This is a genomic window from Pseudodesulfovibrio portus, assembly GCF_026000375.1.
In the GTDB taxonomy this organism is placed as follows: Bacteria; Desulfobacterota; Desulfovibrionia; order Desulfovibrionales; family Desulfovibrionaceae; genus Pseudodesulfovibrio; species Pseudodesulfovibrio portus.
The window spans coordinates 1,989,972-2,004,641 of the sequence record NZ_AP026708.1 but is presented as its reverse complement, the minus strand read 5'-3'; the positions used below and the strand labels follow the sequence as shown (position 1 = coordinate 2,004,641).

The 14,670-nt window shown below is 63.1% G+C and carries 12 protein-coding genes and 1 tRNA gene; 3 read left to right on the top strand and 10 right to left on the bottom strand.

Annotation, left to right across the window (positions count from 1 at the left end; genetic code table 11):
- Nucleotides 1-8: 8 nt before the first annotated feature.
- From OO730_RS09665 to OO730_RS09635, 7 genes are read right to left on the bottom strand one after another with little or no spacing between them, the layout of a single operon-like run.
- Nucleotides 9-974 carry a glycosyltransferase family 2 protein gene (locus OO730_RS09665; protein WP_264981257.1) on the bottom strand — a complete coding sequence of 322 codons (966 nt, stop codon included), beginning with the start codon at nt 972-974 and terminating at the stop codon, nt 9-11.
- Entirely contained in the window at nt 964-2,139 is a 1,176-nt protein-coding gene (locus tag OO730_RS09660; RefSeq protein ID WP_264981256.1) for a glycosyltransferase, read from the bottom strand. The genes OO730_RS09665 and OO730_RS09660 overlap by 11 nt, the downstream gene beginning before the upstream one ends.
- 1 nt (nt 2,140) lies before the next feature.
- Nucleotides 2,141-3,115 (bottom strand): glycosyltransferase family 2 protein, encoded by a 975-nt coding sequence (locus OO730_RS09655; RefSeq protein WP_264981255.1) that lies wholly within the window; start codon nt 3,113-3,115, stop codon nt 2,141-2,143.
- Between the two features lie 5 nt (nt 3,116-3,120).
- On the bottom strand, nt 3,121-3,831 hold the full coding sequence (locus OO730_RS09650) for an ABC transporter ATP-binding protein (protein WP_264981254.1): 711 nt from the start codon (nt 3,829-3,831) through the stop codon (nt 3,121-3,123).
- Nucleotides 3,828-4,598, bottom strand: a complete 771-nt coding sequence (locus OO730_RS09645; protein ID WP_264981253.1) for an ABC transporter permease — start codon at nt 4,596-4,598, stop codon at nt 3,828-3,830. Before OO730_RS09645 ends, OO730_RS09650 begins: the two co-directional genes overlap by 4 nt.
- A gap of 15 nt (nt 4,599-4,613) precedes the next feature.
- A complete protein-coding gene (locus OO730_RS09640) occupies nt 4,614-7,010 on the bottom strand; it encodes a glycosyltransferase family 2 protein (protein WP_264981252.1) in 2,397 nt (798 codons plus the stop codon).
- Nucleotides 7,007-10,510 carry an FkbM family methyltransferase gene (locus OO730_RS09635; protein ID WP_264981251.1) on the bottom strand — a complete coding sequence of 1,168 codons (3,504 nt, stop codon included), beginning with the start codon at nt 10,508-10,510 and terminating at the stop codon, nt 7,007-7,009. Before OO730_RS09635 ends, OO730_RS09640 begins: the two co-directional genes overlap by 4 nt.
- A 277-nt stretch (nt 10,511-10,787) precedes the next feature.
- Here OO730_RS09635 and OO730_RS09630 point away from each other — a divergent pair, with 277 nt between their 5' ends.
- Genes OO730_RS09630 through OO730_RS09625 form a run of 3 tightly spaced genes read left to right on the top strand, consistent with a single transcriptional unit; the run spans nt 10,788 to nt 12,903 of the window.
- Complete coding sequence (locus OO730_RS09630) at nt 10,788-11,495, top strand: sulfotransferase family protein (protein ID WP_264981250.1); 708 nt, start codon at nt 10,788-10,790, stop codon at nt 11,493-11,495.
- Nucleotides 11,496-11,511: 16 nt separating this feature from the next.
- Nucleotides 11,512-11,772: a tyrosine-type recombinase/integrase gene (locus OO730_RS16305; RefSeq protein ID WP_407681921.1), complete on the top strand. Its 261-nt coding sequence runs from the start codon at nt 11,512-11,514 to the stop codon at nt 11,770-11,772.
- Between the two features lie 48 nt (nt 11,773-11,820).
- Nucleotides 11,821-12,903, top strand: coding sequence for a DNA cytosine methyltransferase (locus OO730_RS09625; RefSeq protein WP_264981249.1), 1,083 nt, complete (start codon nt 11,821-11,823; stop codon nt 12,901-12,903).
- Here OO730_RS09625 and OO730_RS09620 read toward each other — a convergent pair.
- The 3 genes from OO730_RS09620 to OO730_RS09610 all read right to left on the bottom strand — a co-directional run bounded on the left by OO730_RS09620 (nt 12,900) and on the right by OO730_RS09610 (nt 14,627).
- Nucleotides 12,900-13,841: an HNH endonuclease gene (locus OO730_RS09620; protein ID WP_264981248.1), complete on the bottom strand. Its 942-nt coding sequence runs from the start codon at nt 13,839-13,841 to the stop codon at nt 12,900-12,902. The genes OO730_RS09625 and OO730_RS09620 overlap by 4 nt on opposite strands.
- A 12-nt stretch (nt 13,842-13,853) precedes the next feature.
- On the bottom strand, nt 13,854-14,264 hold the full coding sequence (locus OO730_RS09615) for a very short patch repair endonuclease (RefSeq protein WP_264981247.1): 411 nt from the start codon (nt 14,262-14,264) through the stop codon (nt 13,854-13,856).
- A gap of 287 nt (nt 14,265-14,551) precedes the next feature.
- Nucleotides 14,552-14,627: transfer RNA gene (locus OO730_RS09610), tRNA-Phe, on the bottom strand.
- Nucleotides 14,628-14,670: the final 43 nt, after the last annotated feature.

Sequence of the window (14,670 nt, the reverse complement as noted above, 5' to 3'; positions counted from 1 at the left end):
GGCCCCGCCTACCTTTTCGCCCACAGCCCTTCCACCAGACCGGCCAGGGATGGCCCGACCAGCCCCCACTCTCCCCGCGCCAGGAGCGCGGCCGGCTTGCCTGCGGTCCGGGCGGCCAGGGCCATGGGCAGCAGCAGCGGGTGGTGCTTTCGCGTGAACAGGATGGTGGACCGGGCCTCGTGGAAGGCCGCCAGCCGCGCCTGACGAGCCGTGCCGCGCCCCTTCCTGCCCACCGTTGCGCTGACCTCGTGGACGACCACGCACTCCCGGCACCAGCGCAGGCCGTATCCTGCAGCCCGCGCCCGGCGGCACAGGTCCAGCTCCTCGTAAAAAAGGAAAAAGGCTTCGTCCAGCAGGCCGACCTCCCGGTAGAGCGTGGCCGGAGCGAACAGGCTTGCCCCGTAGACATAGTCCAGCCGGGGTTGGGAAAGGTCCGGCACATCCTGGAGCGCGGCCCCGGCGTGCTGCGGACGGATGCGGGTGGTCGCGGGGTGGTATTCGGCCCCGCCCGCCAGTTGCAGCCGGTCGCCCGACTCGGCGTCGAGCACCGTTGCCCCGAGCAGGGCGCGCGGATGGCCGCCCGCCTCGCGGACCAGGGCCTGAAGGGCGCCCGGAGCGGGCCGGGCGTCATTGTTGAGCAGCCACACGTACCGGGTCGCGGGCCGCTTCAACGCCTCGCGGATACCCACGTTGCAGCCCGCCGCAAATCCGGGGTTTCCGCCGTTGTCCACCACCGTGACCGAAAAAGAGCCCATGTCCTGCGCCGGGTCATCCCCGCCTGCGACCAGCCGGACCGCATCCGGCGACCACAGGGCGGCGGCGCGGTCGGACAGGGCCCGCGCCTCCTCGGGGCTGCCGTTGCTGGACAGGATGACGGAAAGATCCGCTCCCTGCCCGGTCAGCCCCTCCAGACAGCGGGCGGTTGTCTCCACCTCGCCGTAGTGGACCACCACGACGACCGTTTCAGCCGACATGGCCGCCTCCCCTGTTGCGCCTGTAAAAATCCAGCACCGAGGCCGCGCTCTTCTCCCAGCTGAACCGGTCGGCAGCGAACGCCCTGCCTGCGACCCCGATCCTGCGCCGTGGCCCGGCCTCGTCCACCAGCGGTTCAAGGACCCCGACCAGTTCCTCCGCCGTCCCGTGGCGAAGCAGGCGGCACTCGGCCCCGTCGGCCAGATGGTTGCCGATGTTGGCGGCGGGCAGGACCACCGGACGCCCGCTGGCCAGGTACATGGGGAGCTTGCTGGGGAAACGGTAGTCGTTGAACGGGCCGGGGCGGCCCGGCTGGACCAGAATGTCCGCCGCCGCCACGAACCGGATCAGCTCGGCGGGCGGACGGCTTCCGAAAGCGATGACGTAGGGCTTGGCTGCCTCGGCCACGTCGGCGGGCAGGTCGGCATGGTCGGAGCCGGTGCGCACCAGCCTGACGCATCTGCCCCCCCGGTTCAGTTCGACCACGGCCCGGTACAGGGTGGACAGCTCGTCCCGGTTGGCCCTGTGCAGATTGCCTGTGTAGGTCAGGACCACGGCCTCCTCCGGGATGGACGCCGCCCGGCGGAACTCGCGATCCGGCTCGGCGGGCAGGTCGAAGAACTCCGCTTCGCAGGCGGGCCAGAAGGTCATGGCCGGGGTCCCGGACACGGTCTCGCACAAACTCTCGGAGATGCAGGTCACCCCGGCGCTGCGGGCCATGAACTCGCGGTATCGGTCCGGGCGGATGAACCCCCGGGGCAGCAACGCCTTGCGGAACCACGGCAGCCGGGAGGCCTGCTCGCAGGTCAGGCCGGTGTGCGTCTCGAAGACGTGCTCCTCGTTGTCCTCCAGGTGGACGAAATAGGGACACCCGGTCCGGCGGGCCGCCCCGGCGGTCGCCTTGCGCACGACCTCGCGCGGGGTCCAGGCGTGGAACACGGCCCCTTCCCGCCTGAAGGAACCGGGGCTGAGGAGCAGCCGCCGGTTGAGCCGGGCGAACCCCATGCTCCGGTAGGCGGTCGCCCCGAAGTCGTGCACGCTCTTTGGCGACCGGGGCACGCAGGCCGTGCAGGGGATGCCCATGGCCTCCAGGGCGTTGGCCAGGAAATGAATGTGGATGCCGCTGGATTCCCGGAAGGGGTGGTAGTTGATGAAATAGACGTGCATGTCATGCCCCCGGCGGAAACCAGGTCCGGACCCGGATGTGGCTGCGCAGCGTTTCCCGGCTTTCATCGCCGGTGTCCGCCGTCCCTTCAATGACGAGCCTGAGCCCGCGCCGCCCCCCGGCCAGCACTGCCCCGGCTGCGGACGGGTTGCCGCGTGCCAGGTTGCGCAGGCAGGACCCCAGGGTGAAGGCTGTCGAGGCGAGCAGGCCGCGCCCGCGCAACCCGTCGGGGAAATGGTCGAGCACGAGCCGGTAGCTGTTGGTCTCGCACAGCCGTATCCGCCCCAGCGGCATGGTTGCCGACGCGGTGGCGCCTCCCTCGTGGGCCACCCGGGCCCCGGGCACGAGATAGAGCGGATACCCGGCCCGGCGCAATCGAAACGAGTAGTCCACGTCCTCGAAATACATGACGTACCGCTCGTCGAACGTCCCCACCTCGCGCACGGCGGACGCCCTGAGAAACATGGCCGCGCCGGTTATGCCCGCCACCTCCGAGGGCTCCTGCCCGAAAGCGTCGACCAGCCCGCCCCGGCCCGCGTCCCAGCAACGGCCGCTCAGGGAGACCAGGACGCCCGCCGAGTACACGGTTTCTCCTTCATCCATGGCACGGAGCAGGGGCTGGCACCCTCCGGCCTCGGGCCGGTCGGCCATGAAACGGGCCAGCCGGGCGACGCAGCCCTGTTCCAGCACGGTGTCGTTGTTGACGATGAACAGGAACTCGGCCTCCTGGTCGAGGGCGCGCGCCAGGCCCCGGTTGTTCCCGGCTGCGTAAAAGAGATTCTGATGGTTGAGCAGATAGTCCACCCGGTCGCCGAACTCTTGGCGCACGGCCTCCACGGACCCGTCGTCCGACCCGTTGTCCACGAACAGGACGCGCAGGTTCGGATAATCCTGGTCAAGGAGGGAGCGCAGGCACCGGGAATTGTGCCGCTGCCCGTTGTAGTTGAGCACGATGGCGTGGACAGAGGCGTCGGCCATGCAGATCACCTCGCGCCGGGTTGGGTGAGCGCCTCCTGATACCGGGGCAGGACCTCGTCCGTGGGGCCGACCATCCGGGTCACGCCCTCTTCCACCCAGACCAGCGAGGAGCACAGCTCCCGCAGGATCGGCGCCTGATGAGACACGAAGACCACGGTCTGGCCGGACAGCATCTTTTGCTTCATGGCGGCGGTGGACTTGGCCCGGAAGGCCTCGTCGCCCACACCCAGGACCTCGTCCACCAGGAGCACGTCCGGGGACATCTCCAGGGCCACGGCAAAGCCGAGCCTGGCCAGCATGCCCGTGGAATAGGACTTGATGGGCTTTTCGAACCAGTCGCCCAACTCGGAGAACCGCTTTATGTCCTCCATCCGCTCCAGGGCGGTCCGGCGGGAACGTCCGCTCATCAGGGCTCCCAACACCGCGTTCTCGCGCCCGGACAGCTCCGGGGAAAATCCGGGATGCAGGGTCAGGAGGGAGATGTTCAGCGGTTCCGCCATTCGGATGCGCCCGGAGCTGGGGGCCAGGATGCCCGCCATCAGCCGGAGCAGCGTGGACTTGCCCGCCCCGTTGCGGCCGACAACGCCCACGGTCTCCCCCCGCCCGAGGGAAAAGGAGATGTCGGTCAGGGCGTCGTGGTATTTGAACCGCATCAGCCCCGCCCGGTAGCGGTAGCGGAAGGCCACGTTCTCGAATGTCAGGATGGCCGCGCTCATTGGTTGCACACCCACGGGTACGTGCGGTCCAGTTTTCTCACCAGCCAGAAGGCGAACAGGCAGAGGGCCAGGCTGAACAGCGCCACCTTGGCCAGGTAGAACCAGTCCGGCCAGGCCCCGTTGATGAGGATTTCCCGGTAGTTCCTGATCAGCCCGGCCACCGGGTTGAGGTACATGATGAACCGGTGCTCGGGCAGGACCACGTCCTCGATGCGGAAGAAGATGCCCGACCCGAAGAACAGGAGCTGCACCCCGGTGACGATGACGAACTTGAGGTCCGGCAGGAAGGGGACCAGGGCCGCGCCCAGGGTGGCCACGCCGAGGACGAGCAGGAACTGCACGGCCATGAGCGCGGGCAGGGCCAGCCAGGTGACGGTCACGGGCGTGGGATAAATGAGAAGAAAGACCAGCAGCAACGCGGTGACGAACAGCTGCTTGAAACCGTCCTGAAGGCAGACCTCCAGGGGAAAGAAGGCCTTGCGGATGTCCACCTGGAGCATGAGAGTGCGTGCGTTCAGGATGCTGGACGCCGCGTTCTGGACGCTGCGGGCGAACCAGTTCCACCATATCAGGCCGGTCAGCAGAAAGGCGACGAAGTGCTCGGTCCCCCTGTTCAGCATGATGTCGAAGATCACGTAGAACACGCCCATGGTCAGCACCGGCTCCAGCACCCACCACAGGTAGTTCAGGTGATATCGGGCTATCTCGGTGCGCAGGTTCGCCCCGGTCTTGTAGCAGAGAAGTTCGAAAAACGTGCTGTTGCGCATCCGCCTGTCCTGTTCCTATTCGATGCTGCGGCCTTCCGCTATCCCGTGTACCAGATAATGCCGAAGGGGGCAGCCCCCGTCCTCCCGGACGTCCGGGTTGAGCGCAAGGTACCGCGAAACGCTGAACCCGGCGCAGGGGTCGCGCCCTTCCCGCCAGCCGTGACGGCAGAAATGATGGAGCGGGTTGACGCCCGTCATGGAAACGTCGGGGTAGCGCAGCCTGTACCAACGGTCGTCGAAGAGCGGATTGGGCATCCGCCCCTCCAGGCTGCCGTGAAGGATGTAGTGCATGAGCGGCGGCATGCCCGATTCGCGCACGTCCGGATTGTGCTGCAGGTAGTACTCGGGGAAGAACAGCCCGGTTCGCTGCAGCGCCCCGTAAACCCGGAGCCTTCTCCAGGCATTCCTCAGGGGAACGAGCGCCCGGTGCTTGACGGCCGTCAGCAGCCGCTGAACCGTGCGCGGCGACTTCAGGTAGAGCCGGTGCAGGGCCGGGGCATCCACGCAGATATTCCAGAGGGAGAGCCGAGGCCGGACCCCGTTCCCGGCCGCATCATCCGTGGCCGCCGCCTTTGTACGCTTCGGGCGCGAGTCCGATCCGCCGCCCTCATAGCCCGGGATTTCATACGGATCAATGGGGGCGACGGCCAGCTTCATCCGCCCACGCTCCCCGACGACCTTGTGCGTGTAAAGATATTCCGGTGCCGCCGTCAGCTCCGCGCAACGCCTGTTCCGCTCGGTCCGGGGCAGGATGCGCTCCTTTTCCGCTTCGTAATCATCCAGATGGGTCGTAGAGACCTGCCCCCCCCGCATCGTGAAAACGCCCAGCGCACAAGGTAGTTGAACCAGGTTGGCGTAACGGGCGAATCGACGCCACAATTCCCAATCCCCGGCATACCTGAAGGAAAGATTCAGACCTCCCGCCTTGTTCCAAAGGCGACGGTTCCAAAATACCCCTTCCTGCTGGATGTGTGCCCAATTCTTGCCGTCGCACGCTCCGGCGCGGACCAAAGCCGTGGGAAACGAAAGCCGTGAATCCCAGACGTGCTCGCCCTGTTCATTGCGAATATTCTGTTGCCCGCAGACCCAATCCACCCCGGTCAGGGAAAGCGCTTCCACAGCCTTTGCCACGGCGTCCGGCATGAGGGCATCGTCGGAATTGATCCAGGCCATGACCGCGTCGTCCTCCATGTCAAAAGAGTCGAAGCCGCTCAAAATGGCATCGTAAATCCCATTGTCGGGCTCCGATGCACAGGTGAACGTGCAGTCAAGGGCACCGAAGGAGACCGCCCCAGACTCGACGTCTGTCTGCCATTTCCGCACCTTGGCCATGGTCTGATCAGACGACCCGCCGTCCTGAATATGATAATGGAGACGGAAGTCGCCCTTCTGAGACAAAACGCTGGAGATGCACCCGTCAAGATACTCCGCCGAATTGAATGTAGGGGTGACGATATACACCTCGGCCACGGGTTTATCCGGCGACTTCAACCCCAGAGAACCATATGCATTCCGCCCCTCGCGGGCAAAACGGTGACGAGCCTCAAGAAGGCGGGCGGTGGATGTCAGCTCCCGCTGACCGGCAAGCAGTTCGGCACATCGTCTGGCCAGTGTTTCCACCTGCGAACCGGTAAAGGACCTCGCATCCAGGCCTGCCTCGTATACGCACTCTGATACCCCTTCCCAGAAGGCATTCCTGCATATCCACTCCCGGGATATGCGCTCGCGCTGCACCACATGCAGGACACGGGCTCGTCCCGTGTAGTAAACGGACCTGCCGAGTTCCCTTATCCGGGTGTTCGCGTCCAGCTCCTCATGGCAGAGGAGCAGGTCGCCCTTCCTGCCCAGATTTTCGTTGAATCCGCCCACGGCCCGAAGCAGTTCGACGTCGTAGGCGATGCTGGCTCCCATGAGCCACCGGTCCTCCCCGAGCCGTCGGACTTCCTCGCCCAGGTCCAGCTCGTAAGGGGCCAAGAGCAGACCTTCCAGCCACTCGGGCTTGCCGCCCTCCCAGGCGGGCACGACCCTGCCGCCGACCACCCCGGCGTCCCTACCCCTGTCCGCAAAGACCCGGAGCAACCCGTCGGCCCATCCCGCCTCGACAAAGGCGTCGTCGTCCAGATAGGCTAGGTAGGGGGTTTCGCACAATTCCAGGGCCACGTTGCGCGCATAGGACAGCCCGGCCCGCTCCGTGACGACATAGCGCAGGCCGTCGTGGCGTCCCGTCAGCTCCTGCCGCGCCCGCTCGGATTGCTCCGGCTGAAGGGAATTGTCGACCACCAGCACCTTGAACGACGCAGCGTCCCGCAGGCCGCACAGGTGGTCCAGGCAGCGGGAAAGGACGTCGAAACGTCGATAGGTGCAGACCGCGACCGTCAGTTTCGCCTCTGCCTCCGAGAAAGACCGGCTCATCGCGCACCTCCGTTTCCGGCGTCCGCGCCCAACCGGGCGTGCAGGTCGAACCAGCCGTCCCGGGCATCGTCGTGATCAGGGTTCTTGGCCGACCCCTCGGGGTCCCACACGCGGGAGATGGCCTGCCGCGCGGCCTCATAGCCCAGCCACGGCCCGGGGGCCTCCTCGCCGAAGGGGCCGCTCGCCCCTATCGGAAACTCATGGTCGACGCTCACCCCTTCCTTGGCGGGGACAATGGCCCGCGAACCCGGCACGTCACGCTGCTGCACGTATTTAAACTGCGAATACCCGGCCTTCGCAAGCAGCCCCAACATACCCTCATTGCCGTTTTCCACGGAGACGTGCAGGGGCCGTATGCCCGCCTCGATCATGGACCGCAGGGCCATGGCGTCGTGCCCCTCGATGTCGATCTTCACGTAATGGGGTGCCCCATGCTCCCGGATGATGCCCGCCAACGAGCGGCAGGCCACCTTCTCGACATGGTGAGGGTGGCCGTCCCGCAGGGCTATCTCCTTCACGAAGGACGACCACTCCGAGTTGACCTCGTTGACGTAGAAGTCCAGCGGACCGGCACCGTCTTCCCGGGCTATGCCCACATTGAGGAGGGTCAGCCTGCCCGAGGCGACGAATCGCTCGAACCGCTTTGCCGCCGCCCCCACGCATTCCGGATTGGCGTCCACGGCGACCACGTTGAAGCCTTTCTTCAAATAAAACTCCGTGTCCTGCCCGTCGTGCAGTCCGATGTCGTACACGAGCAGGTCGGGTTTCTCGGTCTTGACGCTGCCCGCCTTCCTGTTCTCGCCCGGCCTTGACCAGTAGTCCACGAAACCGCCGATCTCCTCGGGGCTGAAGAAATGGGTTACGCTGCGGTGCGAGAATATCTCCTCAAGCTCCTCCGTCGGCAGGGTGAACGTCTCCCGCATCCTGCGGTAGCTCTCGGCATAGGACACGCCGTTCACGACGATATCCTTCTCCGTTCCGACGTTGGCGTTGATGAGCCCTGCACCCTTGATCCCGAGAAACTCGTCCACGGCCACGGTGAACAGGGACGGGAGCATGTCCTGACGAAAAACCAGCAGGGACAGGTTCCCCTGCCGCATGATCGTGTATCCGGCTTCCCGGTCGAAGGGGGTCCGATAGGGGGCCAGGCCGATCTCTCCGAGTTCGTTTGTCATGTGGTTGTTGCGCCAGCGCAGCAGCACGGGGAGCGCCTCCCTGACGTCGTCCATGGACGGCTCCCCCCTCTCCTTGAAATATAGCTCGTAGTAGGACGAAAGGAGGAAGGAGATCGGCTCCCGGACGCCGCAGATGAACTTCCAGTCCAGGTCCTCCCGGTGGTCGTCGAACACCCGGCGGAGGGCCTGCCCCGAGAGGAGATGGTACGCGGCCTCCTCCTGCGGGACGGCAAGTTTCTGCTTGAAGTTGTGCAGGTGGTAGACCGGCATGTTCCAGCCGCCTTTCTTGGACAACGCCTCCAGGGTGTGGCAGACCGCCGAGCTGCCCACCTTCCCGTGGCTCAGGAAAACCACGACCGGGTCGCCCTTGACCAGCCGGTACTTCCCGGGGTCGACCTCGGACCCCCCGTCCGCGATGAGGTCGTACTCCGTCGATGGAAGGAATATCCCGCCGCCTTCTCCGTGGGCTGCCTCCCGCTCCCTCCGGTCGTAGCCTTCCAGTTGCCTGCGCCGGTACTCCTGCCGGAACTCTTCGGGCTGCGTCTGCAGCAACTCGTCTATGAAGGCGAAATTCCCGGGCGTCCAATACCCTGGCCGGGACTGCTCCTTCACGGTCCGGGTGTCCCTGGTGTTCATGAACACCCCCAGCACCCGGTCGATCTTCCTGGTCTGCAATTCAAAGTGCTGGGCGGCTTCCATCAGAAAGGCGAGGTCCATCTTGGCCCCGTTCTCCTCCCTGTAGGGAATCCGCTCCTGCACCTCCCGCCGATAGAAGTACCCCACCGGATTGACGCAGAAGGCGTTCATCTCCCAGTGGTGCAGGATCGACTTGAAATCCGTACGCGGCTCGTTGGTCCACCACTGGCCGCGAGCCTCGTCGTAGACCTCGATGTTGCCGTAGACCATCATGGTCTCATCGGTGAATTCGGCCATGACCGCGGAAAACGCTCCCGGCTCGTAGTAGTCGTCGGCGTTGAGGTAGGCGATCACGTCGCCCGAGGCCATTTCAAACCCCTTGTTCATGGCGTGGACCTGGCCGTTGTCAGGTTCGGAAACCCAACACAGGTGTTCGTATTCATTCAGGATATCCAGAGTCCCGTCAGTGGAGCCGCCGTCAACCACGATATGCTCGACGTTGGGATAATCCTGGGCCAGGACGGACTCCACGGCCCGCTTGAGGGTGTCGCCGCTGTTGAAGGACGGGGTGATCACGCTGATCTTCAGATCGCTGTGCACGGCCCTCCCGGAAGGCTCTTTCTCCAACCGGAGCGACTCGGGGATTTCCGGCAAGGACACCCGGGGAGAAAGGAGTCGGCCAAGGAGCCCGCTCCTCGCTGCAGCGTCCCGGGCGTGCAGGGCTATGGCCAGGTTCCGGCGTTCGACGAATTCGGCATCGAGCGCGGTGGCGTACTTTTCCACCTTGGACGAAAGAGACCTGTTCAGTCCCAGCTGGGCCGCGAGCCGCCGGTTCAACTCTGCGGTTTCCTTTTCAAACCGGCTTGAAAGGGACTTGTTCCGTTCCTCCTGCGCGGCCAGCTCCGCTTCCAGGGCACGGATCACGGCTTCACTCTCTTGCTGCGCCCGCTCCAGCCTGCCGTAATCCACGCCATCAAAAATCCCTACCGGGATCGAAAAAAGGCCCTTCCTCTCCGCGTGCTCCCGCGCCAGATAAAACCGGTTCAGCCCGTCGAAATAGGTGAAATCGTATCCCACCGAGGCGAGGTATCCCTCGAACCCGTGCCAGGCGGCCTGGTCTTCCGGTGAAGCCGTGGCCAGGGGGTTCGCATTGGGTTTGGTCGCCTCAACAACCAGAACAACCGGGCGGTACCGATTGAAATCAGCGCTCTTGAGGACGATTTCTTCGTGACCTTCGGTATCCACCTTCAGGAAGTCGATGCCCTGCCCTTCGGGTACATGACTCTTACAGATATTCTTCAGGGAATCGACTTGAACCATGATCTTATTCGTGACGAGGCCGTATTCGACACACAGCCGTCGGGCCAGTGCCTCATCAAATGTGGACAGAGCCGAAGCATCGTAACCCGTGGGCAGGGCACCTTCAAGCTGATGGAAAATCCGCTCGCCCTTCCCCTCGGCAACCGCCATCTGCAGGTTGACGTCACCGGGCCGAGCCTGCTCAAACTTCTTGATGCAGGCGGGCAGGGGCTCGATGTTGACGCCCCGCCATCCCCGCTCATAAAACTTCCGCGTCACCGAGATGTCATAGGGATCATGAGCGCCGACGTCGATATAGAACCCGGTCTCCTTGTGCCTGAAAAACCGGTCCAGGATGATGTCTTCGTAGTTCTGGGAATAAGTGAGCATACAGTTCGTCCGCTGGTCCTTGAATCGGGAATGATGGTTCCTTCGCGGCCCCCAGCTCGTTTCACCGGGACCGCCCCCTCGCCGCCAGGCTCGGCACCGGGCAGGATTGGCCGACAATAGATGAGACACCGCCTCTGATCAATGTTTTTAACTTTTCACGTATTCCCGCGCGGATTGCTCCGTGCCGGGATTTGTACTACCTCACGTACAGCCGGATCATCCGACCGGCCCGGACGATAAAGGGGCTCCCTTTTCAGGGACGCCGACGGAGAACGGCATGTGGGTGTTTGCAGGCGGCATGCAGCGGGCAGGTTCGACGCTGCAATATCAGATGGCCGGCGGTATCGTTGAACACTGCGGTTTGGGCCGCCGCGTCACCTGGCATGACCCCGGAGACCACGAGCGTGTTCTGGCGGACGACGGCGGCGACGAGCTCCTGGTCTTCAAGAGCCACGAGCTGACCCCTGCCATCCGCAGGGCCGTGGACGCGGGACGCGGGCGATGCCTCTACATCTACCGGGATCTGCGGGACGTGATCAGTTCCATGATGGACAAATTCGGCTGCCGGTTCACGCCGGAACAGGCCGCGACCACCGCCCGCTCCCTCATGGCCGCCCACGCGGCATGGACGTCAATACCCGACACCCACGTGGCCCGCTACGAGGACGTGATCAACGACATGGCAACGGAGATCAACAGCCTGGCCCGTTACCTCGGCGCAGCCGTGGACGCCCCTTTCGCGGCCCGCTTGGCCGCCGACCTGGCTCCGGCCAGACAGGCGGAGCGCATCAGGCAGGCGGCCCAATCCGATACGATGGTCCGGGTCAGCGAAAGCATCGCCTACCACCCGGACACCCTGCTGCACGAAAACCACCTCCTGGACGGGCGACCGGGCCGGTACAGGGACAGGCTCTCTTCGGAGCTCGTGGAAGCCGTGGAAGGACAAGCCGCCCAGTGGCTCCGGGAGCACGGGTACGCGGTCTGATACGAACCGCGATCATATCCACACAACAAAAAAGATCCCCGGCAAACTCCGCCATGAAATTCGTCCTCACGACCTGCGGCATACCTTCGCCTCAAGGCTCGTCAGCACCGACAAGGTCGACCTCTACACGCTCCAGCATATTCTCGGGCACAAAACCGTGAGCATGACCCAGCGATATGCCCAACTGGCCGATGAGTCGGTCAAAAGGGGGATGTCGGTGGCCGATGACCTTTTCGTGCCCACGGGCCGGATATCTTTCGAATCAGATCGTTCTTGAGCGACCGCTTCCCTTCTGCTAGAGTCTGGAGAAATTCAAGAAATCGCCATGAAGCATAAACTGATCGATCTCTTCTCCGGTTGCGGAGGCATGACACTGGGGTTCGTTCATCCCGATTACTGCGGGAGGTTCGAGTCCGTCTTCGCGCTCGACAACGATCAGGCCGCCGTGAACAGCTATATCGCCAACTTCGGTGACCATGCTGTTTGCGATGATATCGAGAAGTGGACTTCGGGCGAACTCGCCGAGAGAATTCCGGCAGCCGACATCGTGATTGGTGGACCGCCATGCCAAGGGTTCAGTCTGCTCAACAAAAAGCGAAAGGGCGATGGCCGACGGTCTTTATGGGAGCCGTACATGGACATCGTTGCCCTGTCTGGTGCCCGTGTCTTCGTCATCGAAAATGTGCAGGGACTGCTCAGGGCGGATGAGAAGAGGCAGATCGAGAAGAGGGCCAAGACACTCGGATTCGAGACGACATCGGCCCTTCTCAACTCGGCCGATTACGGAGCACCGCAGACCCGGAAACGGGCCTTCATCATCGGGTGGAAGATGTCGGAGGTCGAAGCCGTGTCCTTTCCTCCCGAACCGACGCATTCCGCCAACCCGGAGCGGACGGGGTTGCCTCGGTGGCGTACCGTTGCCGACATGATCGCCGATCTTCCGGCACCGCAGGAGTTCGAGATCAGGGATGTCCCGGCACCGCTCAACCTGCATTTCCGACGCAACCCGACGGCCAAAAGCCTGAAGCGGTACAAGGCCGTTCCTCCGGGAGGCAACAGATTCGACCTGCAACGCAATGCGCCCGAGATCACTCCTCCCTGTTGGATCAGAAAGACCTCTGGCGGTACGGACCTCTTCGGCCGTTTGTGGTGGGATCGTCCCTCCGTGACCATCAGGACGGAATTCTTCAAGCCGGAAAAGGGACGGTATCTGCATCCGGAACAGCATCGTCCCATCACCCACCGAGAGGCCGCAAGATTGATGGGATTCCCCGATCATTTTGTTTTCACCGGGACGAAGATCGAGGTAGCCCGCCAGATCGGCAATGCCGTACCACCGGACATGGCCGCCGCCGTGGCTAGGGCCGTTGCCGATGTGCTTGAGATGAGGGCCAGAAGGGCCGCCTAGTCGTTCTCGCCCTTGCGGTGCCGCTTGTCGTGGCAGATGTTGCAAAGGGTGACCAGATTCCCCACCGTGTTTTCGCCGCCGTCTACATGATGCTTGATGTGGTGCGCTTCCAGATGTCTGGGGTCGGAGGGATTCCACTTGTTGTGATTCCACCCGCAGTCTTGGCAGGTGTGCTCGTCGCGCATATACACTTCTCGACGAACAGCATCCTTGATGGTCCGATCATGCTCGGGTGCCTGACGGTCCTCGACCAGCACGTACATGCTTACGGCAAGCTCGGGCATGCCGGTGCTTTGGGTCATGATGGGCCAGCCGTATTCGGTGCGTAATTCACGGGTGCGCCGTGCCCACTCGCTTTTGTTGTTGGCCACATATCGAAGTTCTTCCCCGGACACTTCCTTGCCAACGTTGCTGCGGAAGTATTTGAGAATTTTGTCGCGGACGGACAAGTCCTTTTCCTTGCGTATCTCATTGGCCACGTTCCAGCGGTAGGCCGCGTCACGATCCTGCTCGTCCGAAAGAAGCAGGTAGTCGTCTGGCTTCATTGAGTCGAGTTCCTCTCCGAAGCCGTTTTCCTCGTCGGCCTTCATGTCCTTGACCGTGTAGCCTGTGATGAGCTTCCAGCCATGCTCGACGCGAAGTTCCCGGATGCGGCGGGCATATTCGCTGATGCCGCCGATCACCATGAGTTCTTCCCCATCGATGACCTCGCCGACGTACTTGAGCAGATAACGGAGTATGCGTTCCCGTGCCGCCTTTGCGGACTCATCGCGCAGAAGAGAACTCCCGAGATCGCGAAGGAGATGGTTGGCCGGGATGAGTTCTCGTACCTGTTGCCGGAGGCTGCTGCTCTTGAGATGGTTCTCGAAATCGGTCAGGAGTTCAACCAAGGAGGAGCGTAGGGCTTCGGGGTCGCCGATGGAGGATCGTCGTGCCATGTGGATGTCGCCTTATCGCGGCAGGAAGGCTATAAGCCTGTCCGCCAGTTCGTCGAGGTTTTTGGTCTCGCATTCCCAGATTACAAGACTCCTGTACCCAAGCTCCCGGAGTTGTTCAATGCTCTTGGCGTCTCGGACCACATTGCCCTTGAGCTTCTTCTTCCAGAATTCGACATTGGTCTTGGGCATGGTCGCCCGCTTGCACCCCTCATGGACATGCCAAAAGCAGCCGTGAACGAAGATCACGGACTTCCAACGGGGCAGGACGATGTCGGGGGTGCCGGGAAGGCCCTTGCGATGCAGGCGGAAACGGTAGCCGAGGGCGTGGAGGAGTTTGCGGACACGGAGTTCTGGCTTGGTGTCCTTGGGGCCGATGCGGCTCATGACCATGCGCCGCGTTTGAGTGTCGAAGACATCACTCATTGATCAAACAATACCTCGCTCGCCACCTATTTCAAGGTTTGCACCCAGCTTCACTGATTAGTGTCGAGTACGATTTTCACTCTCGGTCGACACGCTCTCAATATTTACTTGGAAATAATGAAATCATACTGGAATGCGCGGGGGGGTCAACTATGGTTGCTGGTGCTATATTGATCGGCTATCATGTTGCTGTTCTTCGTCAACAACGGGGAGGAACACCGGGAACAGTTTACCCCCCCCATGAAAAAAGGCTTTCGTCGAATCCGACGAAAGCCTTAATTTCCTAGTGGTGCTCGGGGACAGAATTGAACTGCCGACACGGGGATTTTCAGTCCCCTGCTCTACCGACTGAGCTACCCGAGCAACCGGTCGAGAAGTTGGGGTTTACCGAAATGGCGGACGGTTG

Bases quoted from the DNA above. Each gene is read 5' to 3' on its own strand.
- OO730_RS09665 (WP_264981257.1), bottom strand. From the start codon at position 974: ATGTCGGCTGAAACGGTCGTCGTGGTGGTCCACTACGGCGAGGTGGAG.
- OO730_RS09660 (WP_264981256.1), bottom strand. From the start codon at position 2,139: ATGCACGTCTATTTCATCAACTACCACCCCTTCCGGGAATCCAGCGGC.
- OO730_RS09655 (WP_264981255.1), bottom strand. From the start codon at position 3,115: ATGGCCGACGCCTCTGTCCACGCCATCGTGCTCAACTACAACGGGCAG.
- OO730_RS09650 (WP_264981254.1), bottom strand. From the start codon at position 3,831: ATGAGCGCGGCCATCCTGACATTCGAGAACGTGGCCTTCCGCTACCGC.
- OO730_RS09645 (WP_264981253.1), bottom strand. From the start codon at position 4,598: ATGCGCAACAGCACGTTTTTCGAACTTCTCTGCTACAAGACCGGGGCG.
- OO730_RS09640 (WP_264981252.1), bottom strand. From the start codon at position 7,010: ATGAGCCGGTCTTTCTCGGAGGCAGAGGCGAAACTGACGGTCGCGGTC.
- OO730_RS09635 (WP_264981251.1), bottom strand. From the start codon at position 10,510: ATGCTCACTTATTCCCAGAACTACGAAGACATCATCCTGGACCGGTTT.
- OO730_RS09630 (WP_264981250.1), top strand. From the start codon at position 10,788: ATGTGGGTGTTTGCAGGCGGCATGCAGCGGGCAGGTTCGACGCTGCAA.
- OO730_RS09625 (WP_264981249.1), top strand. From the start codon at position 11,821: ATGAAGCATAAACTGATCGATCTCTTCTCCGGTTGCGGAGGCATGACA.
- OO730_RS09620 (WP_264981248.1), bottom strand. From the start codon at position 13,841: ATGGCACGACGATCCTCCATCGGCGACCCCGAAGCCCTACGCTCCTCC.
- OO730_RS09615 (WP_264981247.1), bottom strand. From the start codon at position 14,264: ATGAGTGATGTCTTCGACACTCAAACGCGGCGCATGGTCATGAGCCGC.